This is a genomic window from Pseudarthrobacter sp. NPDC059871, assembly GCF_042731175.1.
Taxonomy (GTDB): Bacteria; Actinomycetota; Actinomycetes; order Actinomycetales; family Micrococcaceae; genus Arthrobacter.
Window position 1 is genome coordinate 101,149 of the sequence record NZ_JBHWJV010000009.1, and the last position, 25,456, is coordinate 126,604.

Consider the following 25,456-nt stretch of genomic DNA (forward strand, 5'->3'; position numbering starts at 1 on the left):
TAAGCGGGCGCTTGGGAACCTCCCGGTTATCGGTGTTGGCCGAATCGGCGATCCAGCTTGTCCTTCTGCAGAACCAGGGCGAACCACGAGGCGAAGGCAAAGAGCCCCACTGGAATCGCGAAGTACGAGACTGCGAAGGGCCAATGCGGCCCGGCTTCGCTGAAGCTGGACCACACTTGACCTGTGGCACGACCGATAGCCAAATAGATTTGAATGCCAACGACCGTCGCGCCGCACAAGATTGCGACCGCCGCGCTGACACGGATCCATGTACGCATTCATTCCCCCAAATGACTTACTAGTTCGCCTGAGCGGACACCAGCGCGTCCCACTGGTCTACCTACTGTTGCAGAATCCTGCCGTCCGATAAGCCATCCCTATTCGAACGGAAGCCGACTTTATGTTTTGGCCGTTTCACTCGTTCGCAGAATCATAACGGTCTTTCGCTTGAGTGTCGGGGCGCGCGGGAGGATGCTCCGTGTTCATGACCATCCCAGTCATTGGCCGATATAGACATAGGGCCAATTAGGCGTCCTGTCGTATTGTCGTTGGACAATGGTCTACATGACTGATCAGCCCTTCGAGTCAAAGTTCTCTTCCGAGGATCCCCCTTGGAAGGCCCCTGATCCCGCACTAGTTGCGATTGCGAGAGGAAACGGTGTTTCCCTTCAAACCCTCCTCCTAGCCGCTGAAGACCACGCTCGCAAGCTAGATGAGGCTTTGCGAGCCATGGGCGACTCAGGCATATCTCCACTTGCGATTGCTGCTGAAGCTGGCCTAGGTGAAGAACATGTGGCGGCCGTGCTGGCCGGACGGACTACTCTGGACTTCCTACTGAAAGTCTCTAGAACAACCTAGCAACGACGACAGCGGCTAAAAACAGCGCCCCATCGCCGCATAGCTGCATCCTAGACGCTGAACCCAAGGGCCTCTACGAATTTTCCGGGTCGGCCTGCGCGCGCGTGAGCGCTAGGAATCGGCCCGCCCGCCGAAAGTCACGGGCGAGAAATCCAAGCCCTATGACCACTACTGCCGCGCCGATCGCCATCGCCCATCCAAATAGGATGTCCCCACGTCTGGCAAAGTTCAGGGCTTGAGGTACGAAGACGAGGGGGATCATCGGCTGGATGAGCAGGAGCGTGGCAAGGTTCTTCCTCAACTGCACCGCTGCGGCCCGGATCACTGGAAGATGTTCTTGGTCGAGGGGTGCCTTTCCTGCGATTTGTCGACGGACTCGCTTTCGTTCGGCGGTCTCCAGCGAGACCAGTACGTCAATCCTCCCCACCTGGGCGGCAGGTACAACTTTCTTCGCGTTATAGATCAGTCCGCCTATAAAGACAGCGATGGCGCCGAGCACGATTCCAAACGCAAGAAAGGTCAGCCCCTTTTCTGGGGCGTCGGGAAAGATTAGCGCTCCGACGACCGTGCCGGCAGCGACCGAGAGGACTAATCCAACCGGGAAGTAGCGGGTGTAATAGGTTTTCAGGGCATCACCGAGGCCGTTGTCCTGGATGCCTTGAGCTCTTCTTTTGGCCTCTGCCCAACGCTCGTTGGACCCGGCCATAAGTCCGTCAATCCCGTTCATCGTTTTCTTCCCATGGACATGTCTAACGCAGTTAGACAAATGCTGTAACCCCTGATCAAAAAAGTCAGCCCGCTGCCAACAACTTTTGCGCGCTCGCATTATCACCGTTGGCCCGCGCCGCGTCCGTAAGCCGGTCCCTCACCGTGCCGACCGAGCCTGCCGCAGCGTTCCTGTCCTTTTCAGAAGTCGTCTGCACTGATGCCCGCGGAACTCCGGGGTAGTGCAGACGAGTATGGACATCCAAATGTCAGAAGTGCCCTGCACGGACAAACATTCTGCTCAATAGTCCTCCGCACCAACAGTCATCTTTTTCAGAAGTCACCTGCACCAACCAGCGGGACCTACTTCTTTGGTACCTCGGCCACGCCTGCTGCCGGGACCCATCGGTAAAGGGTGGGCACGGAGACTCCCAGGGTGTCGGCGACCTCCCGGGGTGGTGTTCCTTGGTTCAGGAGCTTGCGGGCTGAGCGGATCTTGGCATCCGTCATGATGCGTTTGCGGCCGCCGATACGTCCTTTTTCGCGTGCGGCCTGCAGTCCGGCCTGCGTGCGTTCGACCATGAGTTCCCGTTCCATCTGGGCCAGGGAAGCCATGACGTTGAAAAAGAAGCGTCCGGAGACCGTGGTGGTGTCGATGGCGTCGGTGAGGCTGACGAATCCTACGCCGCGGTCATTCAGTCCGCCGGCGAAATCCAGGAGGTCTTTCACGCTCCGGCCCAGGCGGTCCAGCTTCCACACCACCAGGGTGTCGCCTTCGCGCAGGTTGTCCAGCGCCTGGTCGAGGCCGGGGCGTTGGGACTTGGTGCCGCTGATCGTGTCTTTGTAGATCTTGTCGCATCCGGCCTTCTGTAGGGCGTCGCGCTGCAGGTCCAGGTTCTGGTCCCGGGTGGAAACCCGGGCGTAGCCGATGCGGTGCGTGGTCATGGGTTTTCTCTTCTCAAAACTCGGTTCGGGATCGCAGTTCGACCTTAAAGTTTCGAGAACTATTTGTGAGAACCAGGGCGCGGCTGAGCGATCGATCCGACATTCTCGATTCGATGCTTTCTCGGAATCCTTTGTTTTTGAGAAGGATGGCTAACGGTCCACCCGCATACTGGATAGCAGTAATAAGCATGCTTGCTATCTTATTTGCTCTGTGGTTTAGATAGATGGGGGGCAAGTTCAAAGTGACGCCAAGCGTTGCTGTCCGGCCCGCGGGCGGACGTGGTCTAGAAGGGGCCGCGCCCAACCTCGACCGTGGCGAACGATAACAGATCGAGAATCCCAAAGGAGCACCAATGATTAGCAACGAACACATCGACCGCCTGCTCGAAGGCGCGGCAACATCATCGGCACCAACGGGGAAAAGATCGGCGGCGTCGGCCAGGTCTACGCCGACGATGAGACCGGTCGCCCCAACTGGGTCACGGTCAAAACAGGACTGTTCGGCACCCGTGAATCCTTCGTGCCCATCCAGGAGGCACGGATCGAAGGCGATGACCTCGTCGTGCCCTACACCAAGGACCAGGTCAAGGACGCCCCAGGTGTTGACCCAAACGGGCACCTTGACCCCGCCGAAGAGGACCGGCTCTACGAGCACTACCGCCTCGCCGGCGGCCGCGGCTACACCAACAGGGACGCCACGACCGGAACTGCCAGAGACTACGACGACACCGCAGCACGCGGCACCGTCGGTCACGACACTTCCGGCCCCACGACCGATGACGCGATGACCCGCTCCGAGGAGCAGCTGCACGTCGGTAAGGAACGCGAGGAAGTCGCTCGCGCACGGCTCCGTAAGTACGTCACCACCGAGAACGTCACCAAGACCATCCCTGTGGAGCGTGAAGAAGTCCGCATTGAGCGCGAGCCGATTACGGATGCCAACCGCGGCGACGCACTGTCCGGGCCGGCGATCAGCGAAGAGGAACACGAGGTGATCCTGCACGAGGAACGTCCCGTGGTCGAGAAGGAAGCCGTCCCCGTCGAAAGGGTCCGTCTCGATAAGGACGTTGTCCGCGACGAGAAGACCGTCAGCGAAGAAGTCCGCAAGGAACACATCGATACCGACGGCACCGACGATACCCGCCGCTAATCAACTACAGGTTGGCTGGCTGACAGGCCGCCAGCATTGAACACAACGCCCCCGGAGTTGAACTTTCTTCTTCCGGGGGCCGTTTCATGCGCGGGACGACTCCTCATCGAATCGCGTCTGTTCCGGCCCATGCCTGCGCAGACTCTCCTCAAGGCACGCTTCGTACCAATAGACAGTCCCCAGCTCAGGCTCAGGAGTATCAAGGCTTCCGTAAAGAGCATCCAGCACCTGCGCCGGTTCTTCGTTGGACAGGCGGCGGGCGACCGGGTCAGGACCCCTGGGATCACCGATGAATCTGTGAAGCTGTGGGTCTGGTGCTGGCTGGCTGGGCGCGATGAAGCGTCCGGATCCTTTTTCCGGCTCTCCCGTAACACGCTTCTACATCCGGCCGGAAGTAAGGTCAGCGTCGGCATTGGGATCACTGCGGTTGGCTTTCAGTTCCTCCGTGTTGACCCATGGTGATTCGGGTTTGGAAACCCTTTTGGAGCGCCACACGCTCTGCAGGTAGAGAGGCCTCCGTCGGCTACAGCTCCGCAAGCTTCGCCAGCAGAACTAGTGGGGGAGAGGGGAAGCTGGCCGGTCACCACTGGCCGCCCCACCCACCTAACTTCTCGGCAGGAAGGAACAGCACCTGAACGACTTCATCAAATTCACCGGCCCCGCCGACATCCTGGCCTTCATCCCGCACTCGCTGGGCGAAGTGCGACTGGTAATAAGCGGACTCCTGGTGTGCTGGAAGGCCGCGAAGTCACTATCACGGAAGAACTGGAAGCTGCTGGCCGCGGCGTTTCGGAGGCGGGGCCTTGCGAGCCTCCCCGCCTCCGGCACGCCCATGGTTTTTATTGAAGGAACGCTTCCGGCGCCGGGCTCTCCACGGGCTCCGGCACTTGGACTGCTGTCGCAGGGGCCCGGTGAGGCCTGCCCAGGGCGCGGTATTCCCAACCGGCGTCTATGTATCGTCGGAAATTCAGGGCATGCCGTCCGTCTACGATTTTCCGGTGCTTCACCAGGCCGCCCAGGTACTCCGGGTCCGCTGAGCAGAATTCGTTCCATTCCGTAAGAAGCGCCACTACGTCGGCGTCTTCCACTGCAGCTGCCAGGGACTGGGCATAGTTCAGGTCAGGGTATTTGCGGTGGGCGTTGGTGTTGGCTTCGGGGTCGTACACCGTGACCACAGCGCCTTCGAGGTAAAGCATCCGGGCAACGTCCAGGGCCGGGGCGTCCCGCACGTCGTCAGAATTGGGTTTGAAGGCGGCACCCAGGGCAGCTACCTTGGCCCCCGATAGATCCCCTCCCGCCAGCTCCCGCACCAGGTCTACTGTACGGACCCGGCGTCGGTTGTTGATGGAGTCGACCTCGCCGAGGAAGCGGACGGCCTGACCTACGCCAAGTTGTTCTGCGCGGTGCTTGAAGGCTCGGATGTCCTTAGGCAGGCACCCGCCGCCGAAGCCCAGGCCGGGTTTAAGGAACCGGCCGCCGATCCGGTCGTCCAGGCTCAAGGCCTCCGCAAGCAGGCTGACATCTGCAGCAGTGGCTTCACAGACTTCGGCCATGGCGTTGACAAAGGAGATCTTCGTGGCCAGGAAGGAGTTCGCCGCCACCTTCACCAGCTCCGCCGTAGGCATGTCGGCCACGATCAGCGGGGTGCCGTCGCGGAGCAGCGGATCGAACGCCCGGCGGAGCATGGACTCCGACCAGGCCGATGCCACGCCGAACACGAGGCGGTCGGGGTGAAGGGTGTCTTGAACTGCGAATCCCTCGCGCAGGAATTCCGGGTTCCATGCCACTTCCAGGTCTGTTCCCAGCGGAGAGATGTCGGCAACCATCGCCGCGAGCCGTGCGGCGGTGCCGATCGGAACTGTTGATTTCCCCACGAGGAGGGACTTGCGTGTGATGCGTGCCGCCAGCCCAGCGAAGGCGTTCTCGACATAGGCGAGGTTGGCAGCAAACGAATTGGGAGCCTGCGGGGTGCCGACACAGATGAAGTGCACGTCGCCGAACTCTGCCACTTCGTCCAGGTCCGTGGTGAATTTCAAACGCCCGGACGCGAGGGCTTCCTGGAGCTTCTCCGGCAGCCCGGGTTCGTAGAAGGGCACTTCGCCTGCTGAGAGCCGCGAGATCTTGTCCTCGTCGATGTCGTACCCCAGGACTTCAAAGCCCATGACGGCCATGCAGATTGCGTGTGTCGCACCGAGGTATCCCGTACCAATGACGGTGATTTTGGGCGCACTGAAGGAAAGAAGGTTGTTCATCAGTTTCTCGATTCCGTCGTTAGTGGAGGATTGGGCAGTTCGCCGGGGTGGCCGGCGTTCCCTCTAGTTAGTACAGGGGATGTTGGAAAGCCCCTGTTCCGCCTGCGAGGCTTTGTTGCTGCAGTCAACGATGTTGTCGAGCGCGGGTTTCATCGCGTAGCCGTGCCCGGGGCCGTTGACTTCCGCGGTGTTGTTACGGAAGACGTTTCCCGTGCCCCAGCCGTCAAGGATTTCGTGGGTCTGGAACCCGTCCATCGGCGAGTTCCTGCCGGTGTTTCCTTCGATGCGCCAGTCCTTGCCTTTGACATCGACCCAGGAGTCGGCATCGGTTATGCCGGTGCCGTCGAAGCTGTTGTCGAGCAGGACGCCGTCCGAGGTGCCTTCCTTGATGTCCACGCTTTCGGCTGTAGTGTCCGAGACCGTGTTGCCGCGGATTTCGTTGCGGTCGCTTTTGTCCGGCTCGCAGGCGCTGACGTCGCACCAGTTGCTCTCCGCGGTGCCGATGTAGATGCCTTCGCCGAATTTGGGTTTCCTCAGTCCGGCGCCGCGGACGGTGTTTGCGATGACCTTGTTGTCCGAGCTGAACCGGCGCAGATGGATGGCTTCGTCACCGACGTTTTCGACGGTCAGGCCCTGGATCAGGGAGTGGTCTGTCTCGTCGGCGATGACACCTTTTTGCCCGTTCCGGACGGTGAATCCCTGCAGTACCCAGTACGAGGCCTGTTCCAGGTGCAAGACGTAGCCGTCCTCCACGCCGCCGCCGTCGAGGACTGCCCCGGGGCCGCCGCACAGGGTGATGGGCTGCCCGGCGCTACCTGCTCCCGTAGCCCGGTAGTTGCCGGTGTAGGTGCCGTCAGCCAAGTGGATGGCATTTCCTGGCTGCACGGTGGCGAGTGCACTGGTGAGTTCAGCCGCTGTCGTCACCGTTACCGTGGCGGAGGGGCAGTCGGCAGGGACTGCCGGGCCGCTGGCAGCAGGCGGAGGTGCTGTGCTCTGCTCGCCTGTTCCGGCTGAGCGTGGGCCGCCCCCTTGGGGTGTTGTACTTTGGAAGCTCATTAGGGCGAAAACTCCTATCACCAGGGCGATCACGACTGCGGCGATCGCGGCCCAGGCAGCGGGCGTGATGCGCCGCCTTGTCATTTCAGCTGCCTCACGTCGTCGTACGTCACCACTCCCCTGCTCAGGGATGTCAGTGGGACGTGGTCGGCGTATGGGCTGCGGATGATGCGTTCGGCGTTTTTGCCGCGGGCGACGGCGGTGATCAGCAGCAGCGCCGCGAGGACGAACCAGATGAAGGTCAGAGGCTGGAAGACGGACTTCACTACCCGTTGCACGGTGAATGCCGGAGCCCAGGCGAGGATGTCGTTTTCCCCCAGGGCAGCGCCTGCTGACGCCTCTGTCCAGATGGCGGTGGATCCGTTGCCGGCTACGGTGTTGCCGGCGATCGTGGTCTTGTGCACGTCGCCGAGCAGGGTGATCCCGTGGTTGGTGATTCTGTCCAGCACGTTGCCGCTGACCTTTACCCCGGCGTCGCGGACATAGATTCCGGTGTCACCTCCGGTGATGGTATTGCCGCTGACGTCGGCACTGGATTCCCCGTCCCTGACTGCGATGGACTGGCGGGTGTTGTCCGACAGGTGGTTACCCGTGATGGCAAGGCCCTTGACGCCCTCGGCCGCAACGATGCCCATCTCATTGCCCTTCACGCTGTTGTCCTTGACTGCCAGCGCGGTGCCGCCGATGACTTCGACCCCATATCTGGCGTTATCCTCAAACGATCCGGCTGTAACAGTGTTTCCGCCGTATGCATCCACGGCCGTTCCCACCGCGTTGGGCCCGTCAGCGAGCGGACGGCCGTCGAGGGATATCCCGTTCCGCCCGTTCGAGAGGGCTTTGACGCCTTCGAGGCTGACGCCCTTAACGGAACGGCCCACGCTGAAGCCATCCACCGCGTTTCCCGAAGAAGTGGTGCGCGTGATGGTGGCGTTGGAAACGAACCGGTGGAGCACCAGTCCGTCCACGAGGCTCCCCGTGATGGTGGTGTTCCGCACGGCGATGTCCCTCGCGTTGGTAACGAAGAGGCCATAAGCGTTGTTCTGCAGCCGGACATTGTCGATTCCGGCGGTGACCACACTGTAGTCCTGCGCAGATTCCTGCGTAAGCGGGGCGAGTTCACCCTCGGGCAGGAGCCGGGCGCCGCCGCTGGCCGCTTGTGTCTCGCCCGGCGTCGGCTGTTCCTCGCTGAAGGTGCCGACAGCGTCGGTGCCGGTGAGGGAGAGCCCTCCGGTGTTGCCGCTCCAGAAGCCGAGCTCGGAGATTTCGGAGTATGCGAAGGATGCGTGGCCGCCGAGCACCCTGATATAGGACCGCCCGTCCACGGTGTTTCTGTCGGGGCCGCCCTTGGTGCTGTCCCAGCTGCTGACGTTGACGGGTGCGGTTTCGGTGCCGCCCAGGGTCAGGGACCCGCCGAGGGAGACAACGGAAACGAAAGTCCGGGCGCCGCTTTCCAACCGCAGGTTCAGTGCTGCCGCAGGGTTCGGTGACGCTAGGGACAAGGTGGCGCCGGCCAGGACTGCGACGCTCTCGGACAGCAGGTAGACGCCGTCGTCCTGCAGCCGGAAGGCGTTGGGGGCCAGAGCCAGCAGGTCGGCCACGGTGTACGGCTCATTTCGGGCCGGCAGGACCAAGGTGTAACTCGACCCCGTCCGGATCCGGTAGGGCCCTTCAAGTCCTTCCACCCGCCACCGCGCGGCTGAGGCGATGGTGCGGACGTAGACCAGTCGTTCATCCTCCTGTTCCACGAGCCGCGCCTCACTGGCCGGGTTGCCCGGATACAGCACGCCCTGGACGTTGCCGTTGTCCGCGATCTCGTTCCGGCCTACGGCGTCCCCGCCGGAACCCTCGTTAATGGTTCCGGCGTAGATGAAGCCCACCGTTCCCAGCACAGCCGTGAGGCCTGCAGCCGCTACAGCCCGCCAGGCTCTCATGCCGCCAGCTCCCCGGCGCTGAGGGTGGCCGCGTCCTGGCCGTCGCCGCCGGTCTGATCGGCGTGCCGGGTGAGCCAGCCCTGCTTGTTCATGGTGGCAAAGGCGTACATCTTGATGGGCAGGGCAACCAGGATCACAGTGACGGCCAAGACCGGGAGGATCAACAGGTCCTTGGGGTGCCTACGAAGGTGGGAGATACCGCGGATGCCGCGGCCCAAGAGCAGCCAGCAAACGGCTGCCAGGACGCCCAGCGGCGTGGGGTCGAGCCGGTGGAGAATGAGGTAAACGAGGGTGAGGCCCATGGTCACGGGGGTGAGGAGGATCTGCAGCACTGTCACTTTCGTCACGAAGGGGACCTTCCACAGCCAGCCCTTAGCGATGGCGGTGAGATAGCAGCGGTAGGAGTTGCGGCTCCAGCGGATCCGCTGTTTCATGAATGCGCGGAAGCTCGAGGGGAACATGGACAGCGCCCGGGCCGATGATTGGTGGACAGTCTTGTACCCGGAGGCCAGCACCAGCCAGGTGAGCCGGCCGTCATCGCCGGAGATGCAGCGGCGTCCCATGAAGTACTCGTTTTCCAAGTGCTCGATGACATCCATAACGGCGCTGCGGCGGTAAACGGCTGTCCGGCCTGACACGCAGGGCACGGCGCCTGCCCTGCCCATGGCCGGGACGTAGTCCAGGTACCGCACATTGACCAGCCAGTCCGCGATGCGGCGCCAGATGCTGGTGTCCCGCTGGTACACGTTCTGGTGTGTCCCGACTGCCCCGACCATCGGGTCTTCAAACGGCATTTGGACGTTCGCCAGCAGGCCGGGCTGCCACCACGTATCGGAATCCGTGAGGACCAGGATCTCGTGCCGCGCCATCCGCATGCCCACTCCCAGAGCAGACCTTTTGCCCATGTGGTGGAACAGCACGGGGCGGATAGATTCGTCGCCAAGGGCGGTGATCCGCCCGTAGGCGTCCAGGTCTTCAACGTCCAGGACAATGATGATCTCGTCGGGTTTCTGCTGCCGCCACGACTCCAGCGCGCTCATCAGGATGTCCGGATCCTCGTGGAAGGACGGCACAATCACCGATGTTGACGCCGAGTAGTCGGTCAAAATCGGGTGGGAACGGTGGGAGAGGATGAAACGGTAAAGCCAAAGGCCCCAGACAATGACACCGGCCACGGCAAGTGGAAAGTAGGGGGAAAATTCGGCATAAATTTCACTGAAACTGCTGCGGCTGAGCCCGGTGAGGGCGTCGTTTAGCTCAAAGGGAGGCATGGGCAGTCCTTCGCTGGGTGGGAAATCAGTGAGGGAGGTAACTGGCTGAACTGCCGGCAAAACGTCTTCCCACCACGGGACTGTGGCGCACCCGGGGTACAACGCCCCCCTTACATGGGGGTCGGGCGTTCACTGCTGCCAGCTCTTCGATGAGCCTTGTTAACGAGCATGCGTGACCGGCTTCGTTGCACACCAGTGCCCGCGCTACTCTAATTGCCTTTGCGGCTACCCGTTTTTCTGGTTAAACACTACTCGTTCCCACTGAAGCCAATACTGAGAATATGTATCGGAAAAATGCCTGAAACATGGCCGCGGGAAGCGTCGGATCAATGTGGGAGAAAGGGCGGTGGCCTTGAGAGCATGGGACAGGAGTGTGGGCAAGCGACGCGAAGGTCAACAGGAACCCCTTCTGGCTGCATCTCGTTGTGCCTCGAGGCTGTTGGTTTCGCTGCTTCGGTGCTCTTCGGGCTGGAAACTTAAGCCCCGGCAACGGGGGAAACTCAAGATTTGAGCAGTATGCCCCAGCGGGGGGCGAATCTGCTTCTGTCGACCTTCCGGCCCCGCCTGGAGTGTTCCTACACCTCAAAATCGGCAACAAGCTGATCAACGCCCGCAGCGAATCGATCCTCGAAAAACCGTCCTTCCGCAAAGCCGCGGTCAAACGCCGCTGCCTGGTCCCGGCCGAAGGGTATTACGAGTGGTAGAAGACCGACGACGGGAAGAAAATCCCGAACTACCTCTACTCAGAGCAAGAGGACCTGCTGGCCTTCGCCGGCCTGTATGAATGGTGGGCCGACCCGACCGTCCCCGAAGACGACCCGGGCCGCTGGCTGCTCAGCTGCACCGTGCTGACCACATCGACCCAGGACCACCCTGGGGCCACACTCACGAACGGTCCCCCGTCATCATCCCGCGCGACCGGCTCACCGAATGGCTCGACCCCGACCTGACCGACAAGAACGACGTCCAGAGCCTCTCCTCGACACGCTGCCCGACCCGGTCCTCACCCCACGGATCGTCAGCACCCGGGTGAACAGTGTCCGCAACAACGGCCCCGAACTCATCGAACCTGCCGACTAGACACTCCGTAGACGAGAACGGCTCCCGCGAGATCCGCCGAAGCACACCAGCGGAATGGTGGTCCTTCTGCGGTGCGGGCGGGTTCCCCATGCTCCAGCACCGGGCCTGCCGGCTCACCGTGGGTGCTGGTTGGGTCCTTTAAGCCGGGACGACGCTATGTGTTGGGGTGATGAAATCCAATGTGGGCACGTCACCCGGGACGTGGTCCAGCGACCACGGGGGTAGACCGACACGGAGAGTTTAGACGCTGGATTCTCCGCTTGACCCTGAGGGGGTGTACCACTCCCACACACCGTCTTCTGTGATGCTGCCTCCCATGGCTCCGAACATCCAAGGGGTGATCCCGGTCGGATCGCCGCCAACACTGACAAACATGTCCCGTTTCGTACGGGCGCTCTTGAAGTGGGAGGGCAGGTACAGGCCCAGTCCGAGACCGCATCCGAGCACGAAAAACAGAATGGACAGAACGCCGATGGGGTGACGGTCGGTCAGGAAGACGTACCCGACGGCAGCCCCCACACCAAACAGGAGGGCCCAAAACGCCGTCCAGAATGCAGCCCAGAACCGGAGACTACCGTTACCGGGACGCTGATGGGGATCATTGTTGCGCGGCACACCGGAAGGCTTCCCCGTGGAACCCGAGTCGTTAGTTCGCTTCACAGCAGCAGTCTAAGCGGGATGATCCACACACATTGCGTGCTAGCGCTCCAGCTCCGGGAACCTCTTCGAGCGAGGCCCCACGCCGTCAGTGGTGGCGTTGTGGTTCGTTGCATAGGGATAAGACGGGCGGTCCTTCGCCGGAATATAGGCGCCCTTGTGCCGGCCCGGCCGACTGGGCCGGACGGCTGCCACGATAACCGCTAGGAGGAGAACCGCTATCACCGCGGCTAAACCAACCAGGAAGAAACTGTCCATGCTGACACTCTAAAGGTGCAGCCAGGGGGCCAAAGGCCACGTCTTGCCGCGTTCCTCGATCCTGGCAGGGTACCCGGCACCCTCGGCAAAATACCTTTCGTTTTCAGAAGACGATTGCACAAGCGCCCGCGGAAATCCGGGGCATTGCAGACGAGTCTGGACGCGGAAATGTCAGAAGTTCCCCGCACGAAACTGCATTTTGCTCGATGGTCCTCCGCACCAATGGTCACCTGTTTCCGAAGCTGTCCGCATCAATCAGCAGGGACTGCTTCCTTTGGCGCCTCGGTCGTTCCAGTGGCCGGGACCCATCGGCAGTGGGTGGGCACGGAGACTCCTAGGGTGTCGGCGACCTCCCTCGGCGGTGTTCCTTGTTGGCGCGGTCGCCGGCGAATGAAGGTTGACAGGAGAACACCGAGGCTCTGATTTCGGTGCTAGCCCGCCGGTGGACGCACTGCCTGGCGTTGTTCGGAAGATGCGTCGATTGGGCTTACTGCTGCCTCTGATAAGCGCCTAGCGGCGACGCAGGGGCGGGTTTTCAACCACTTTTCGGCGATACCCATGACCCGGGTGGCGCCGGCCCAATAGAGGATTCCGGCGATCAGGGAAGCCAGGACTGCCAGGGCCTGATCGGTCGGGGCGAAGACTGGATACACCAGCCAATGCGTGACGTAGATGTACAACGACGCGCTGGCCAGCAGGGCGGTGATCCGGTGGAGCCCGCGGGGCACGGCCAAGGTTGGAACCCAGAGCAGGATCAGGAAGCCCGCCAGGATGGTGGCGCTGCGGTAGGGGTCCTCGAACGAGGCGGGGATGGCAAGAAGGCCGATCGGGGTCACGGCCGCCCTGTGCCACAGGGTCCGTGACGCGGCCGCTGCCCAGCCCAGGGCGAACAGCCACAGGACCGGGCCCTGGCCCGGATAGCGGCTGTCCACCAGGCCGAAGAGCAGAGGCAGGTCAATGGCGACCAGTCCCAGCGGAAAAGCCCAGGGCCACCTGCGCTGTGCGCGGTCAGCTGCAGGCACCGCCAACAGAACAGCCAGCCCGATCAGAATGTGGACCAGAATCTCAACGAACCAGAACCGCGAGTAGTCGGTCCATCCCTCCGGGCCAAGCAGGGTGTTCAGCAGGAACAGGTTGGGCCACGCATACGTCTCTGTCACCGTGAAGGCGACACCGATGACCGCCACACTGGGAACCACGATCCGTGCGATGCTGCGCAGCTGCCTTCTAAGCCGGGAACGGCGTGTTCCGGTCAGCTGGAAGCGGGCAAAGTTATAGCCGGCCACGGCCATCAGGACATGCGCCGTGCCTTCCCAGTGGAAAAACCCTATGTGAGTGGAGACGATAAAGACGATGGCCACAGCCCGCAGGACGGTCCCGGTCTCCATACGGGCAAGGAGCCGCCGGGACCATTTTCGCGACGTGCGCGCCGGTCCGCCCGGGGCTGCCCGTCCTGGACCTGTTTGATAGGCCTCGTCAGGGACCAGCTCGCAGACCGGCACGAGATGCCATCCCTGCGGGAGGTAACCGAGAGCACGCTCCAGCCGGATCGATGCTGCCACGTACGAGAGCGAATCCCCGCCCAGGGAAACGAATGTGTCCGTGTCGGCGATGTCCTCCTGTTCGAGCACTTCCGCGAAAATTCTCCGCACGTCCGCCGGGCCTTCGAGAACAGGTGGAACAACGGCAGGCAAGCACGCACCTTCCTCACCAGGGGCGGCCAGGGCCCGGACTGCCGGGTAGTCAGGCTTCCCGTTACTAAGACGCGGCAGGGCCGGCACGGAAAAAAGCTGGACGGACCCACGTGGAACACCCAGGTCGTGGGCAAGAGACTTGGCCATCAGGGAAAGGTCCTGGCCGCCTTCGACGGCAGCGACGATCAGCTCATCTTTGCCCGCCGCCGCGGCGGTCATACCAAGGTCCGCCAGCAGCCGCTCGACCTGCCCCAGGTCCACGCGGAGACCAACGACTTTCACAAAGCGGCTGCGCCTACCCACGATTTCGAAGAGACCGTCCGCTGAGCGTCTGGCCAGGTCTCCGGTCCGAAGTTCTGTGATGACCCGCCCCAAGGCAAGGTCCTCCGGCCCTTCGGCGTACCCGAGCATGACATTCGGGCCGGTGTAAACGAGTTCGCAGTCATCCAGTCCCGCCACAGGTTCCAGCCGGAAGGATCCGCCGGGTACCGGAACGCCAATGGCGTGGGGGTGCAGGGCGGCCAGATCCGGAGGCAGGTAGGCCATGCGGGCCGTCGCTTCGGTCTGGCCATACATGACAAAGAGATCCCAGCCGCGCCGTTGGCCCAGTTCGGCGTAGAAGCGCACACGGTCCGGGTCCAGACGCCCGCCGGCCTGGGTGATGTAGCGCAGGCTGGGCACCACCATCTCCTCAAATCCCACACGATCGAGAAGGTCGAATGTGTACGGCACGGCGGCGAATGACGTCACCTCCCGAGACTGAACCAGTTCCCAAAAACAGGGGTCCACGACCGAAAGGTCCGTCAAGACCAGTGAGGCGCCGACGGAGAGGTGGCTGTTCACGACACTCATCCCATAGCAGTAGGACAGCGGGAGCGTCGTGGCCGCCGTGTCGCTGGGTCGCAGCTGCAGGTACTGGGCGATTGCCGCCGCATTGGCCTGGACGGACTCGGCCGCGAGTCGGACGAGCTTGGGTGAACCGGTGGAACCCGACGTGCTCAGAAGCACCGCCAAGTCCGGATGAAGCGTATGCCGGGTCTCATCCCGACGCACGTCCAGTACCACCTCATCATGGGCCGAGTGGACAATAATGTCCGGATCATAGGCGGCCAGGAGCGTCTGGGCCGCGCGGCCGCTACCTGCGGGCAGAATCAACAGCGGGTTGCCGGACGCGAGGGCGCCCAGATAGACGATCAGGGACGGCAACGTGTTGTCGGCCTCCAAGGCGACCAGACGACGGTTCGGCCCAAAAGAAAGGGCAATGTCCTCCACGCGGCGGGCCAGTTCGCTGTAACTAACTGACTGGCTTCTGGTTCTGATGGCGATGCGGTCTCCGAAACGGGCCAGGTTAGCGGCGAAAGAGACTCCTGCCACTTCTGGCTGTACGGTCACGCCTGAACGTTAGAAGGTAAACCTTACCTAACTCAAATGGACTATGTCTTTGCCCCAACAGATGACAGCGATGGATCCCGCCTGGAATACCCGCATCGTGAACAGCCACTGAGCCTGGCAGGAAGTCAGGCACCGACACTCGCATCGGCGTCATTCGTGGCCCCCATTAGAACTCTGGCGCCCCACTAGGGATGAGCGCGGCGGTGGTGCGGGTGAGCCGGCCGCACGTCAGGATTCGAGGTCGAAGTCGAGGTCGAGATCTTCAGGAGAGCGAAGTTCCCGCCACATCGAACCGATGCGGGCGCCCGGAAGAGCGGCGGCGATCGGCATCCGGTCCGCGATTACGAGGTGGTCCAGGCTGAGTCCCGTGAGTGTGGCGATGTCCCGGATGGGGGTCTGGAAGGTACGGAACGGACCCAGCGGGGGAGCTTCGTCGGTGGCGCCGGGACGGGGGACGTCGGGCAGGTCAGCCAGTTGCGGTGTCTGGTCCACGACGTAACCGGTGGCCGCGAGTTCGCTGCGGTAGAGAAACGCGGCGATTTTGAAGAATTTGAGCGGGATCTCCACGCCCCGATACACGGGGTCGGTGTCGCCGAAGATGGGGCCGGTGAAGACGACGATCCGGCGGCTGTTGCCGGCCGCGTTCTCCTGGAGGTAGTTTTCCAGACCGAGCCAGAGTTCCATGCCCTGGTTGAACTTTGCTGCCTGGGGCGCGGCGTTCGTGTAGAAGAAGGTGTCCTCGTTTGCCTGGGCTGCTTCGGCGCGGGTCTCGCCCCACACGGCGGAGGCACGCCTGACCAGGTGGCCGCGATCCACGTCGTTGCGGGCGTAGACACGTTCCCCTGTCTGCTCGCCTGCCGGGAGCCGTGGATCCAGCCTCCACTGGATCCCGCCACGGTCAATGTCCATCAGCTTGGTGCCGTCCAGGCCCAAAGCGGTGACTGCCGCGAGGCGCTTGTCCGGACGCATCAGGACAGAGAAATGCGTGTAGGGAAGCAACACAGTCTTCACACCCGGGAGGGCAGGGACCGGCACGGTACGGCCGAGGAAATCCTCGTCGTAACCGATACGGTTGGCCAGGTTTCGTGCCGCTCCGGCCAAAGCCGCGGCTGTCACTACTTCATCCATTCCCGGACCCTATCAACTGCCGGTGACACGGCAGCTAACGCACGGCAACGCCGAAAGGATACCGTCGCCGCCCACACCCAGGTCACAACAAACTCTGCACCGGGGGACCCGATAACGCGGTTCTCAGCCGGCCGTGGCCGGGGTGTCCTTCCGATGCTAGGTACCCGACCCTATGAAAGGCGGGTACCCACTACTGGAGCGCTCAGCAGCCTACGGATCCTAGGGTGAAGTTCGGAGCCGGCGAGGTGGGCGTTCGTCTGAGACCACGAACGCCTCCCCCAGCCTTCGCCGGCTCCGTCCAAGGTGCGTTTCCGGAAGGCACCGGTATGACCCTGCTCCCCGGACTGTGGGCTGCCGGTCAGCCCGCCGAAACCTACCGGATAGTGCGGTTGGTAGGTATCACCCGGGGCTTATGGGCTGATGTGAATCGGGTCTGTTCCTGCAGTGGGTACCCACCCTATGCTGTGGGCATCCACTGCAAACAGGAGGCACCCCATGCGCACCACAGAACGTATGACGGACACCGAGCAGCTCCACCGTCTTGTGGAGAATCTCACCGGCCATCTGGCCAGGGGCAGGGAATGGGCCACACCCGGTGTGCAGGCCGCTTTACAGCGAGCCGTCGCCGGGCTGGATGCAGGCGTCGAAACCGCGTCCCCTCGACTCCAAACGGTGTTGCGGCGCGTGGCGGACGAGCTTGCCGGCGGCGTGGAGACGCTGACTCCCCGGGTTCAGGAACAACTCAAGCGTGTCGGACAAAAAGCTGGTGACGTCGCGGCTCCGGCGCCGATCGAGGTGACCCACCGGGGGGCCAGGCGATGGTGGTGGGCCGGTGGCTTCCTGATGGCGGCCGCGGCCACGGCGGTGGTATGGCGCTTCCTGCAGGCCTCGAGGCAGGAGCCGGTGCCGTCACTGACTGTCCCGGAGACGGACAGTAAAGCCAAAGATGACGACCCGGACCTTGCCGCGGGGCGGATGTAAGGGGCCAGGCGCTGGGCACGCACCAGGAAGATCCGCCCGACGCAAAGCCGCAGTTGATGACAGATGAGCAGCTGCTGGCGGTAATCAGTGATCCCCAAGCCCCGGATCCGGTCATGTCCGCGTTGTCGGATGAAGAACTGGCGCTCCTTCTGGACGCCCTTTACCGGAATCTTGATACTCCGTGCCCGGAACCGTCAGCCATTTTCTGGTACGAGGCCGGCGTAGCCGAAAGTCAGCGCAGGAGCCGCTAAAACACCACAGCTCACCCCTCAGAACAGTGGCTGCCCCTCCCCACCGACTGACACGGACCGCCTTCCAGCAGCCGGTCCCGGACATGCCCACCGGTCATATCCCGAACGCCCCAAACGCGGTTCTGACCCAACCCTCAGGGTCGAACCGTGACGCACGATTTGGGCGTAATTCTCACCGAGCGGTTGTTGTAATCTATCTGTTGAATTCCGGCTCAGCAGGGGGGCGGGCTCCCGTCGCGTCGAATGGTCCCTTGTTTGTCATCCAATCCTTCTCTGGGCGAGAATGCGTCCAGTAACCTACCGCACCCTGCTTATCTTGACTGCCCCACGGGACTGGTCGAATACTCCTTCGCCGATGACCGGTTTCACTGGTCTGACGGGCTGTACCGGATCTACGGCTATGAACGCGGGGACGTCGTTCCGTCAATGGAGATGGCACTGGCCCACATTGAGCCTGAGGACCGGGAAACGGTCCAGGCCTACTGGGATCATGTGTCCTCCCATGGTGGCCCTTCCTCGATTTACATCTCCATCCGGGACCGTAAAGATCGGCAGCACAAGCTGCTCCTGACAGCGGACTACATCCTCGACGGCAGCACACCGGTGGGCGTTTGGGGCGCGGTAGCTGACATTACGCAGTCCATCCACGCCGACCGGCACCAGCTCGCCACCGAAGCCGTGGCCGCATCAGCGCTTAATCGGGACTACATCGAGCAAGCCAAAGGCATCCTCATGGGAAAAACCGGTATCAGCGCCGACAGAGCATACGAGCTCATGAACCAGATGAGCCAGGACAAGAACCTGAAGGTACATGCCATTGCCCGGGACATCATCAACCGGGCCACCAGCCCCGGCGGCGACCCAACAGCCGACACAGCACACGGATAGCCCCTGGGCACGTCGACTATTCTCAGTCCATGACTGTAGGGCTCGAACATCCATCAGTACTATCGCAAGCATGATTACCTGCTCAGTTATTCGGTGCAGAAAACCGGGCACAGCCTTTGCTGTCGGCAGCGGGAACGGGCCCACGGACTACCGTGAGGCCTACGTCTGTGCCGAGCACCAGGACATGATCGACGCCGGCGCACCATGGGACATGCAGGACCGCTTTGTCCTGATGGGCCAAGACCTCCCACCGGTCCTGGCCACTTGGTCAGCGCGGCCGAGCGTTGGCTCCGAAGGCATCACACTCACTCTCGAAGCCACCGGACAGATCAAGCCCTTTGAAGTCTTTCTGATGCCCTCCGATGCAAAGAGCCTTTCGGAATTCCTCTCCAAGGCAAACGACGACGTCACCGAATAACCGCCAGAGACTATCGCCGTCGCTGGTGCTTGGGGAGTCGAACCAGAAGGATATGTCAGCCTTGTCATCCGGCTGCCGAAGCTGTGCACACGGCTGCCTGAACGGCGCGAAGCGGGCGGCCCATCGGCCACCCGCTTCGTTCAGCCGCCGGGAGTCAAGGTCAGCGGCTGAGTTTCCATACTTATATGCCGAGGATCCGGTTCAGCAGGGCCACGATGCCGTTCAGGGGGCTGGGGCCGTCCAGCAGACCGGTGATGGCGCAGAGCAGGTTGCCGAGGAGATTACCGGCACCGGGCTGGGCGGTGATGTTCAGGACCACCTGATTTAGATCGACAACCAGGCCCAGGAGGTCAAGGTGCAACGGGCCGAGGACAAGGTTGAGGACGTCACAGGCCGGGGCCGCCAGCGCCGCAGCATTGGTGGTTGGGCCCGTCTGGACCGGCAGCGTCACGGGGACGGAGAAGCTCTGACCTCCGGTTACCGTCTTTCCGACCAGGTCACCGGTGACCGCCAGGGCCCCGTTCTGATTCACAAACTTTTTCGCGGTGAATGTCGCATTGAACGTGTCCACGGGTAGTTTGGTCACGGGATCGACCATGGGGACATTTGTGTAGGTCGCGGTGAATGTTGCCAGCTGCTTCTGCGCCTGGGCAGCGGCGGCGGGCGCGGCGGCGGGCGGCGCTGCCGACGCTGCCGGTGCTGCAACCCCCAAAAACATGGCGCCGGAGAGGGCAACGGTGGTTAGTGAAGCAAGAACTCGTGTTCGCATCGCAGGTGTTCCTTTCAGCGCCGGTCACGGCGCATGAACCCCCGGTCGCCCCGCCCCCATTTCAGAACTCCGGTGGAACTATTTGATTGCTGGATGGCGGGTCCCCCAAGACCCTGAAATGTTGTGTGAATCATGCCACATTTACAGTTTCAAGCTATTCGTAAGCATGCTGATTAGTCAAGCCCTCAAGCGTAAGGTTCCACATCGTCCAGGGCGGACACGAGGCCGGTCAATATCCAGGATGGGGGTTCTTAGCGCCTAGAGGCCGTCGTGGCCGCTTTGAATTGGGCCGCGGAAGTGCGCGCAGCGCGCCGGGCGTTCCGGGCCGCTTTGCGTTGCGTCTTGTCGAGGGTGAGGAGCATCAACAGGACCCCTCCAACCCACACAAACGCTGTCAGGAATACCAGTCCAATCGCAGCCAAGGAATACATCCGGCAAGTCTAGGTCAGGGCGGATTTGAGCCCTCCGGCAGGGGCATGTGCAGATGACTTCTGACATCCGTGCAGCCGACTTGTGAAACCGACAGTTCCGCGTGGCTGCTGAACTCGGCCATGTACGTACGACCCGCACGATGAAATGCGCGGTGATGGGGGGATTACTGCAACTATGATCCTCATGACTGGAATGAAGATCGGTTACGCCCGGGTCTCGACGAACGACCAAGACCTGACGGCCCAACGAAACGCCCTCCTTGCCCTTGGTGTTGATGAGAAGCAGATCTTTGTCGATCACGGCCTGACGGGAGCAAACCGTGTGCGGCCCGGGCTTCGCGAAGCGATGGCTGCGTGCCGGGCCGGCGATACGCTCGTGGTGACGAAGCTCGACCGGCTGGCGCGCTCCCTTTCGGACGCCAGGGACATCGCCGACGAGCTGACAGCCAAGGGAGTAGCCCTCAGTCTGGGCGGCAGCACCCACGATCCGACTGACCCCGTAGGCCGGCTGCTGTTCAACGTCCTGGGAATGGTGGCCGAGTTTGAAGCCGATCTCATCCGGATGCGCACCCGCGAAGGCATGGCCGTTGCAAAGGCCAAGGGGCGGCTGAAAGGAAAGCCGCCGAAATTGTCCAAGACGCAGCGAAAGTACCTTCTGACACTGCACGATGCCGGAGAGCACACACAGGCCGAGCTGGCCGAGTTGTTCAGCGTGTCACGGACGACGGTATACCGCGAACTCAAGAGGCGCACCACTGAATCTTGAGCGGCGCCCCTGCTTAGCGTCAGTCGATCAGGCTGTGGGGTCCGAAGAGCGGCGGACCATTAGGGCCGGTTCCAGCTTGCGGGTCGCTGCCGGCCCGGCGGTCCCGGCGATCCGGTCCAGCATGGCCCTCGCAGCCACCTGACCCAACTCCCTGGCGTGCTGGTCAATGGACGTCAGGCCAACCAACGGGGAAGCCGCGAACTCAATGTTGTCGCAGCCAACAATGGCCACGTCGCCCGGGACCGTAAGGCCCCTGCCCTTCAGCGCCTCCATGACGCCGATGGCCGTAAGGTCATTGTGCGCGAAGATCGCCGTAGGGAGCTGCGCGTCCGAGTCGAGGAACTGCTCCATCACCGCGCGTCCGCCGCGTTCGGTCATGTCGCTGTGCACCAACTGGGGCGCGAGGCCGTGCTCCTTCATGGCGTGCAGGTAACCCTCGCGGCGGGCGGTGTAGGGGAGCCAGTCGGAGATGTCCACGTGCGCAATCCGCCGGTGCCCCAGGCCGTAGAGATGCTCCACGGCGAGGACGCCGGAACGGAAGTCGTCCGTCAAAACTGAATCGACGCCGTCGGCCTCCAACTCACGGGTAATCACCACCGCGGGGGTCCCGCGCAGGGCGGCCGCCAGGTCCTCGGAGGTGCCGGTGTAGCCGGCCAGGATCACCCCGTCCACGCGCAGGTCCACGAAGGAACGCACCGCTTCAGCCTCGGTGTGGGGATCCGCGGAGCCGACGGCGACCATCACCTGGTTGCCGCTGCCCGCCAACCCTTCACTGAGGCCGTCATAGATGTCGGCGAAGACGGAGTTGTGCAGGTCGAGGAAGAGGACTCCTACGGCGTTGGTCCGGTGGCTCGCCAACCGGCTGGCCAGCCGGTTGGGGGAGTAGCCCAGGGCGGCGGCGCTTTCCAGCACCGCCGTCCGCTTGGCAGGGGAGACCTTGGGGGAATCGCGCATCACCAGGGACACCAGCGCGCGGCTGACTCCGGCCTCGCGTGCCACGTCCTCCATGGTCACTGACCGTGGCGAAGGGGAAGTCTGTTTCACAAGACTCCACTATGCCAGCAGGCGGCTCGGCCCGGCCTTAGGCTCCGAAGGGCAGCCGCGGGTCGATGTTCTGGGTGTCCCAGGTCTGGCGTACCCAGCCGTGGTGCGGGTCGTCGCTGATCAGCCATTCCCGGACGGGGCCCGGGCCCGCCATGACGTTGAGGTAGTACAGGTCGTAGCCGGGGGCTGCCATGGCGGGGCCGTGCCAGCCGTAGGGCACCAGGACCACATCGCCGGTGCGGACCTCGGCGGAGACGTCGATGGGGCGTTCATCCGAGGCATAGACGCGCTGGTAGCCGATGGCATCGGCGTCGGACGGCGCTCCGGATCCGCAGGCCACCTGCGTCTCGAAGTAGTAGATCTCTTCGAGGTGGGTCTCGCCGTCCTTTTCCTCGTCGTGCTTGTGGGGCGGGTAGGAGGACCAGTTTCCGGCGGGAGTAAGTACTTCGCAGACGATAAACCGGTCCGCTTCGAGCGCAGCGGGTGTGCCGAAGTTGTGGACCTGGCGTGAGCAGTTGCCCGCCCCGCGAAGTTCCACGGGGGTGTCCGCAGCCGGTACCAGTCGGGTGGGGTACGAGGCCTTGGCGGGTGCCGTCGCGATGGCGACCCGGCCGCCGTCGGCCGAGCTGACAGTGACGGCGCGCCCAGTCCCGGTATAGAGAACGTCGCTGGGGCCAGCGAACACGGACGCGCGGCCGGCAAGCGGGTAGTCCGTGCCGTCCACAGTGGCGGTGAAGGACCCGTTGAGGGGCACCACAATGCGTTCTTCGTCCGCGGCGGGAAGTTCGACGGCGGCGCCCGCGGCCAGGGTGGCCACCTTCAGGCCGGTGTGTGCCCACCCGTCAACAGTGAGGGAGGAATCGGACGTCCCGAGAGAGACATCCCAGATGCCGTCGGCGGCGGTGCCCAGGGGGTAGACCCAGTTGGTCATGGTGTGTGTTCCTTGCGGTTTAGCGTTGTACGAGTGTCATTTCGAAGCTGTAGGAATCGGCGCGGTAGACGTGGTGCCCGGTCTCGATGTGCCGGCCGGTGTCGTCCACCGCGGTGCGCTCCATGGTGACCAGGGCCGAACCTTCGGCGGCGTCCAGCATGGAGGCCTGGTACTCGTTGGCCGTCACGGCCCCGATCCGCTGGGTGGCAAGCCGGAAGTTGACGCCGCCACGGCGGAGGATCGAGTAGAGGCCTTCGGCCGACAGCATCGCTTCGTCCATGGAAGCGATGTCGTCGCGCACCCAGTTCTCCATCAGGGCCAGCGGCTTGCCGCCCACTTTCCGCAACCGGGTGAAGTGGTACACCTTGGATCCGGCAGGCAGTTGGAGGATGGCCAGGGTGGCGTCGTCGGCCTCAATGTGGGAGAAGCTGAGCACCTCTGTGGTGGGCTTCTTGCCGTTGTTGGTGAGGTCGTCGTAGAGGCTGGAGAGTTCCAGGGGGCGGCGGACCTGGCTGGAAACCACCTGGGTTCCTACGCCGCGCTTGCGCACCAGCAACCCGGAGCGCACCAGTTCGTCCATGGCCTTGCGCATGGTGGGCCGGGAGAGGTTCAGCTGCGCGGCGAGGTCGATCTCGTTATCCAGCCGGCTGCCCGGTTCCAGCACGCCGCTGTGGATGGCTGCCTCGATGCCCTGGACTACTTGGTGGTAGAGCGGCACGGGGGAGGAGCGGTCGATGCTGAGGCCCAGGTTGTTAGCCACGGTGTATTCCTGTTCTCGGTCGCAGCGTCCGGTTCCGCCCGGATGGGGCGCAGCCGCTTTGCCGTCATATGTTCTCTTGATAGGACATACTTTCTGGTTCGATCGTAGCAGGCGGGGTTGTTGGGTCAAGGCTGGCTGCCCGCCGGTTGGGCAGCATGCCGTCAAATCGACTTGTTCTGACATTAAGACTTTCTCTTGACGCCGCTAATTAGAGCGCTCTAATCTAGTGGGACGCATCACATTCCGGACCGTTCGGTCCCTAAAGAATCTGAGAGGCAACAATGCTGTTGCAGAAACCTTCCCCTACTGCCCCCGGGTCCACGCGCCGGGGCTACCTGGCCCGCCTGACCGTCATCTCCACCCTCGGCGGCCTGCTGTTCGGCTACGACACCGGCGTGATTTCCGGCGCCCTGCTGTACATGAACGACTCCCTGAACATGACCGCCGTCGAAGAAGCCACCGTTGTCAGCGCCCTGCTCTTCCCCGGTGCCGCCGTTGGGGCCCTGGCCGGTGGCCGGATGGCGGACAAACTGGGCCGCCGCGGCTCGCTGCTGGTCTGCGCGCTGCTGTTCCTGCTGGGCGCGATCGGCTGCGCCATCGCGCCCAACGTCACGTTCATGGTCGCCGCCCGCATCGTCCTGGGCCTGGGCGTCGGCGCGGCCGCCGTCACCTGTCCCCTCTACCTCGCCGAAATGGCGCCGGCCCACCTCCGCGGCCGGATGGTGACCATCAACGAACTCATGATCGTGACCGGCCAGATGCTTGCCTTCGCCATCAATGCCCTGCTGGACGCCCTGATCCACGACACCGAAGTGTGGCGCACCATGCTGGGCATCGCCTCGCTCCCGGCGCTGGCGCTCCTTGCCGGGATGCTCATGCTCCCCGAGTCACCCCGCTGGTACGCCATCCGCGGCCGGCTCGAAGACAGCCGCCGCGTCCTGGCCATGAGCCGCACCCCGGAACAGGCCGCGGCCGAATTCGAGGAAATCGCCCGGACCGCCCGCACCGCGAAGGAAGAACGCGGCCACGCCTGGCGCGACCTTAAGAACAACCCCTGGATGCGCCGGCTGCTGTGGATCGGCATCGGCCTGGCCACCGTCCAGCAGGCAACGGGCATCAACACCGTCAACTACTACGCACCCACCATCCTCGAAAAGAGCGGGCTTGGTGTCAGCGCCTCACTCGTAGCCACCATCGGCGTCGGCGTCACCTCGGTGCTGATGACCATCCTGGGCATCTGGCTGCTGGGCTTTGTGGGACGCCGCAAGATGCTGGTCATCGGCTTCTCCGGCGTGGTGGGCTCGCAGGCGCTGCTGGCCATCGTCTTCCTCCTGCCCCAGTCCGACCTTGCCAGCTACACCATCCTGGCCGCCATGATGCTGTTCGTGGCCTTCGTCCAGTGCTTCATCGGCACCTGCGTCTGGCTCCTGCTCTCAGAGATGTTCCCGCTGGCCATCCGCGGCTTTGCCATGGGAATCGCGGTCTTCGCGCTGTGGACGGTCAACGCCGCCATCTCCTTCCTATTCCCCATCGTGGTCAACGCCCTCGGCTCCACCGGTACTTTCGGACTGTTCGTCCTGGTCAACGTCGCGTCGCTGGCCTTCGTGGCGAAGTTCGTCCCGGAAACGAAGGGTCACTCGCTGGAGGACCTTGAAGCACACTTCCGTGACGGTGCGGTGCCGGCGAAGGTTCGCGCCTAGCACCCCGGCGAAGTCCGCCGCATCCTGACATCCGCCTCGCGGGGGGTCGGACCCTGCCCTCCCGGTACCAGCCGGGCGGGCGGGGTCCGGCCCCGCGTTCGCGTTGGCTGGCCTAGGCTGAACCCATGACCAGCGGCGGA

Annotated in this window: 19 protein-coding genes and 2 pseudogenes; 8 read left to right on the plus strand and 13 right to left on the minus strand. The window is 63.1% G+C overall.

The genetic code is table 11. From position 1 onward, the window contains the following. Positions 1 to 564 precede the first annotated feature (564 nt). The gene (locus ACFV4R_RS13330; protein WP_377202912.1) at positions 565 to 858 is read left to right on the plus strand and encodes a hypothetical protein; all 294 of its coding nucleotides are present in this window, start codon (positions 565 to 567) and stop codon (positions 856 to 858) included. Positions 859 to 931: 73 nt separating this feature from the next. On the opposite strand, the gene ACFV4R_RS13335 is transcribed toward ACFV4R_RS13330, so the two are convergent. Continuing rightward, on the minus strand, positions 932 to 1,585 hold the full coding sequence (locus ACFV4R_RS13335; protein WP_377202913.1) for a hypothetical protein: 654 nt from the start codon (positions 1,583 to 1,585) through the stop codon (positions 932 to 934). A gap of 341 nt (positions 1,586 to 1,926) precedes the next feature. Further along, positions 1,927 to 2,508 (minus strand): recombinase family protein, encoded by a 582-nt coding sequence (locus ACFV4R_RS13340; protein WP_377202914.1) that lies wholly within the window; start codon positions 2,506 to 2,508, stop codon positions 1,927 to 1,929. A 353-nt stretch (positions 2,509 to 2,861) separates the two neighbouring features. Here ACFV4R_RS13340 and ACFV4R_RS13345 point away from each other — a divergent pair. Continuing rightward, a pseudogene (locus tag ACFV4R_RS13345) lies at positions 2,862 to 3,658 on the plus strand (DUF2382 domain-containing protein). An 839-nt stretch (positions 3,659 to 4,497) separates the two neighbouring features. On the opposite strand, the gene ACFV4R_RS13350 reads toward ACFV4R_RS13345, so the two are convergent. The 4 genes from ACFV4R_RS13350 to ACFV4R_RS13365 all read right to left on the minus strand — a co-directional run bounded on the left by ACFV4R_RS13350 (position 4,498) and on the right by ACFV4R_RS13365 (position 10,168). Further along, the gene (locus tag ACFV4R_RS13350) at positions 4,498 to 5,910 is read right to left on the minus strand and encodes a UDP-glucose dehydrogenase family protein (protein WP_377202915.1); all 1,413 of its coding nucleotides are present in this window, start codon (positions 5,908 to 5,910) and stop codon (positions 4,498 to 4,500) included. Positions 5,911 to 5,973: 63 nt separating this feature from the next. Beyond that, positions 5,974 to 6,834 carry a hypothetical protein gene (locus ACFV4R_RS13355; protein ID WP_377202916.1) on the minus strand — a complete coding sequence of 287 codons (861 nt, stop codon included), beginning with the start codon at positions 6,832 to 6,834 and terminating at the stop codon, positions 5,974 to 5,976. A 212-nt stretch (positions 6,835 to 7,046) separates the two neighbouring features. Further along, positions 7,047 to 8,897, minus strand: a complete 1,851-nt coding sequence (locus ACFV4R_RS13360; protein WP_377202917.1) for a right-handed parallel beta-helix repeat-containing protein — start codon at positions 8,895 to 8,897, stop codon at positions 7,047 to 7,049. Further along, the gene (locus ACFV4R_RS13365) at positions 8,894 to 10,168 is read right to left on the minus strand and encodes a glycosyltransferase (RefSeq protein WP_377202918.1); all 1,275 of its coding nucleotides are present in this window, start codon (positions 10,166 to 10,168) and stop codon (positions 8,894 to 8,896) included. Before ACFV4R_RS13365 ends, ACFV4R_RS13360 begins: the two co-directional genes overlap by 4 nt. A 569-nt stretch (positions 10,169 to 10,737) precedes the next feature. Here ACFV4R_RS13365 and ACFV4R_RS13370 point away from each other — a divergent pair. Beyond that, positions 10,738 to 11,118, plus strand: a pseudogene (locus tag ACFV4R_RS13370) (SOS response-associated peptidase). A 370-nt stretch (positions 11,119 to 11,488) separates the two neighbouring features. Here ACFV4R_RS13370 and ACFV4R_RS13375 read toward each other — a convergent pair. The 3 genes from ACFV4R_RS13375 to ACFV4R_RS13385 all read right to left on the minus strand — a co-directional run bounded on the left by ACFV4R_RS13375 (position 11,489) and on the right by ACFV4R_RS13385 (position 16,377). Next, positions 11,489 to 11,863 (minus strand): hypothetical protein, encoded by a 375-nt coding sequence (locus tag ACFV4R_RS13375; protein ID WP_377227111.1) that lies wholly within the window; start codon positions 11,861 to 11,863, stop codon positions 11,489 to 11,491. Between the two features lie 731 nt (positions 11,864 to 12,594). Beyond that, positions 12,595 to 15,249 carry an AMP-binding protein gene (locus tag ACFV4R_RS13380; protein ID WP_377202919.1) on the minus strand — a complete coding sequence of 885 codons (2,655 nt, stop codon included), beginning with the start codon at positions 15,247 to 15,249 and terminating at the stop codon, positions 12,595 to 12,597. A gap of 228 nt (positions 15,250 to 15,477) precedes the next feature. Next, positions 15,478 to 16,377 (minus strand): DNA/RNA non-specific endonuclease, encoded by a 900-nt coding sequence (locus ACFV4R_RS13385; RefSeq protein ID WP_377202920.1) that lies wholly within the window; start codon positions 16,375 to 16,377, stop codon positions 15,478 to 15,480. Positions 16,378 to 16,872: 495 nt separating this feature from the next. On the opposite strand from ACFV4R_RS13385, the gene ACFV4R_RS13390 reads away from it, so the two are divergent. The 3 genes from ACFV4R_RS13390 to ACFV4R_RS13400 all read left to right on the plus strand — a co-directional run bounded on the left by ACFV4R_RS13390 (position 16,873) and on the right by ACFV4R_RS13400 (position 18,915). Beyond that, complete coding sequence (locus tag ACFV4R_RS13390) at positions 16,873 to 17,358, plus strand: hypothetical protein (RefSeq protein WP_377202921.1); 486 nt, start codon at positions 16,873 to 16,875, stop codon at positions 17,356 to 17,358. Positions 17,359 to 17,864: 506 nt separating this feature from the next. Continuing rightward, complete coding sequence (locus ACFV4R_RS13395; RefSeq protein ID WP_377202922.1) at positions 17,865 to 18,497, plus strand: ANTAR domain-containing protein; 633 nt, start codon at positions 17,865 to 17,867, stop codon at positions 18,495 to 18,497. Between the two features lie 70 nt (positions 18,498 to 18,567). Beyond that, complete coding sequence (locus ACFV4R_RS13400; protein WP_377202923.1) at positions 18,568 to 18,915, plus strand: hypothetical protein; 348 nt, start codon at positions 18,568 to 18,570, stop codon at positions 18,913 to 18,915. A 181-nt stretch (positions 18,916 to 19,096) separates the two neighbouring features. On the opposite strand, the gene ACFV4R_RS13405 is transcribed toward ACFV4R_RS13400, so the two are convergent. Continuing rightward, complete coding sequence (locus ACFV4R_RS13405) at positions 19,097 to 19,684, minus strand: ABC transporter substrate-binding protein (RefSeq protein ID WP_377202924.1); 588 nt, start codon at positions 19,682 to 19,684, stop codon at positions 19,097 to 19,099. A 624-nt stretch (positions 19,685 to 20,308) separates the two neighbouring features. On the opposite strand from ACFV4R_RS13405, the gene ACFV4R_RS13410 reads away from it, so the two are divergent. Then, a complete protein-coding gene (locus ACFV4R_RS13410; protein WP_377203013.1) occupies positions 20,309 to 20,881 on the plus strand; it encodes a recombinase family protein in 573 nt (190 codons plus the stop codon). Positions 20,882 to 20,908: 27 nt separating this feature from the next. Here ACFV4R_RS13410 and ACFV4R_RS13415 read toward each other — a convergent pair whose 3' ends face one another. Genes ACFV4R_RS13415 through ACFV4R_RS13425 form a run of 3 tightly spaced genes read right to left on the minus strand, consistent with a single transcriptional unit; the run spans position 20,909 to position 23,616 of the window. Continuing rightward, a complete protein-coding gene (locus tag ACFV4R_RS13415; protein WP_377202925.1) occupies positions 20,909 to 21,925 on the minus strand; it encodes a LacI family DNA-binding transcriptional regulator in 1,017 nt (338 codons plus the stop codon). A gap of 37 nt (positions 21,926 to 21,962) precedes the next feature. Continuing rightward, the gene (gene iolB / locus ACFV4R_RS13420) at positions 21,963 to 22,856 is read right to left on the minus strand and encodes a 5-deoxy-glucuronate isomerase (RefSeq protein ID WP_377202926.1); all 894 of its coding nucleotides are present in this window, start codon (positions 22,854 to 22,856) and stop codon (positions 21,963 to 21,965) included. A gap of 19 nt (positions 22,857 to 22,875) precedes the next feature. Then, positions 22,876 to 23,616, minus strand: coding sequence for a GntR family transcriptional regulator (locus ACFV4R_RS13425; protein ID WP_091718525.1), 741 nt, complete (start codon positions 23,614 to 23,616; stop codon positions 22,876 to 22,878). Between the two features lie 281 nt (positions 23,617 to 23,897). Here ACFV4R_RS13425 and ACFV4R_RS13430 point away from each other — a divergent pair, with 281 nt between their 5' ends. Continuing rightward, positions 23,898 to 25,316 carry a sugar porter family MFS transporter gene (locus ACFV4R_RS13430; RefSeq protein WP_377202927.1) on the plus strand — a complete coding sequence of 473 codons (1,419 nt, stop codon included), beginning with the start codon at positions 23,898 to 23,900 and terminating at the stop codon, positions 25,314 to 25,316. Positions 25,317 to 25,456: the final 140 nt, after the last annotated feature.

Bases quoted from the DNA above. Each gene is read 5' to 3' on its own strand.
- ACFV4R_RS13350 (WP_377202915.1), bottom strand. From the start codon at position 5,910: ATGAACAACCTTCTTTCCTTCAGTGCGCCCAAAATCACCGTCATTGGT.
- ACFV4R_RS13360 (WP_377202917.1), bottom strand. From the start codon at position 8,897: ATGAGAGCCTGGCGGGCTGTAGCGGCTGCAGGCCTCACGGCTGTGCTG.
- ACFV4R_RS13430 (WP_377202927.1), top strand. From the start codon at position 23,898: ATGCTGTTGCAGAAACCTTCCCCTACTGCCCCCGGGTCCACGCGCCGG.
- ACFV4R_RS13340 (WP_377202914.1), bottom strand. From the start codon at position 2,508: ATGACCACGCACCGCATCGGCTACGCCCGGGTTTCCACCCGGGACCAG.
- ACFV4R_RS13365 (WP_377202918.1), bottom strand. From the start codon at position 10,168: ATGCCTCCCTTTGAGCTAAACGACGCCCTCACCGGGCTCAGCCGCAGC.
- ACFV4R_RS13390 (WP_377202921.1), top strand. From the start codon at position 16,873: ATGCGCACCACAGAACGTATGACGGACACCGAGCAGCTCCACCGTCTT.
- iolB (WP_377202926.1), bottom strand. From the start codon at position 22,856: ATGACCAACTGGGTCTACCCCCTGGGCACCGCCGCCGACGGCATCTGG.
- ACFV4R_RS13385 (WP_377202920.1), bottom strand. From the start codon at position 16,377: ATGGATGAAGTAGTGACAGCCGCGGCTTTGGCCGGAGCGGCACGAAAC.
- ACFV4R_RS13400 (WP_377202923.1), top strand. From the start codon at position 18,568: ATGATTACCTGCTCAGTTATTCGGTGCAGAAAACCGGGCACAGCCTTT.
- ACFV4R_RS13335 (WP_377202913.1), bottom strand. From the start codon at position 1,585: ATGAACGGGATTGACGGACTTATGGCCGGGTCCAACGAGCGTTGGGCA.
- ACFV4R_RS13330 (WP_377202912.1), top strand. From the start codon at position 565: ATGACTGATCAGCCCTTCGAGTCAAAGTTCTCTTCCGAGGATCCCCCT.
- ACFV4R_RS13410 (WP_377203013.1), top strand. From the start codon at position 20,309: ATGAAGATCGGTTACGCCCGGGTCTCGACGAACGACCAAGACCTGACG.
- ACFV4R_RS13405 (WP_377202924.1), bottom strand. From the start codon at position 19,684: ATGCGAACACGAGTTCTTGCTTCACTAACCACCGTTGCCCTCTCCGGC.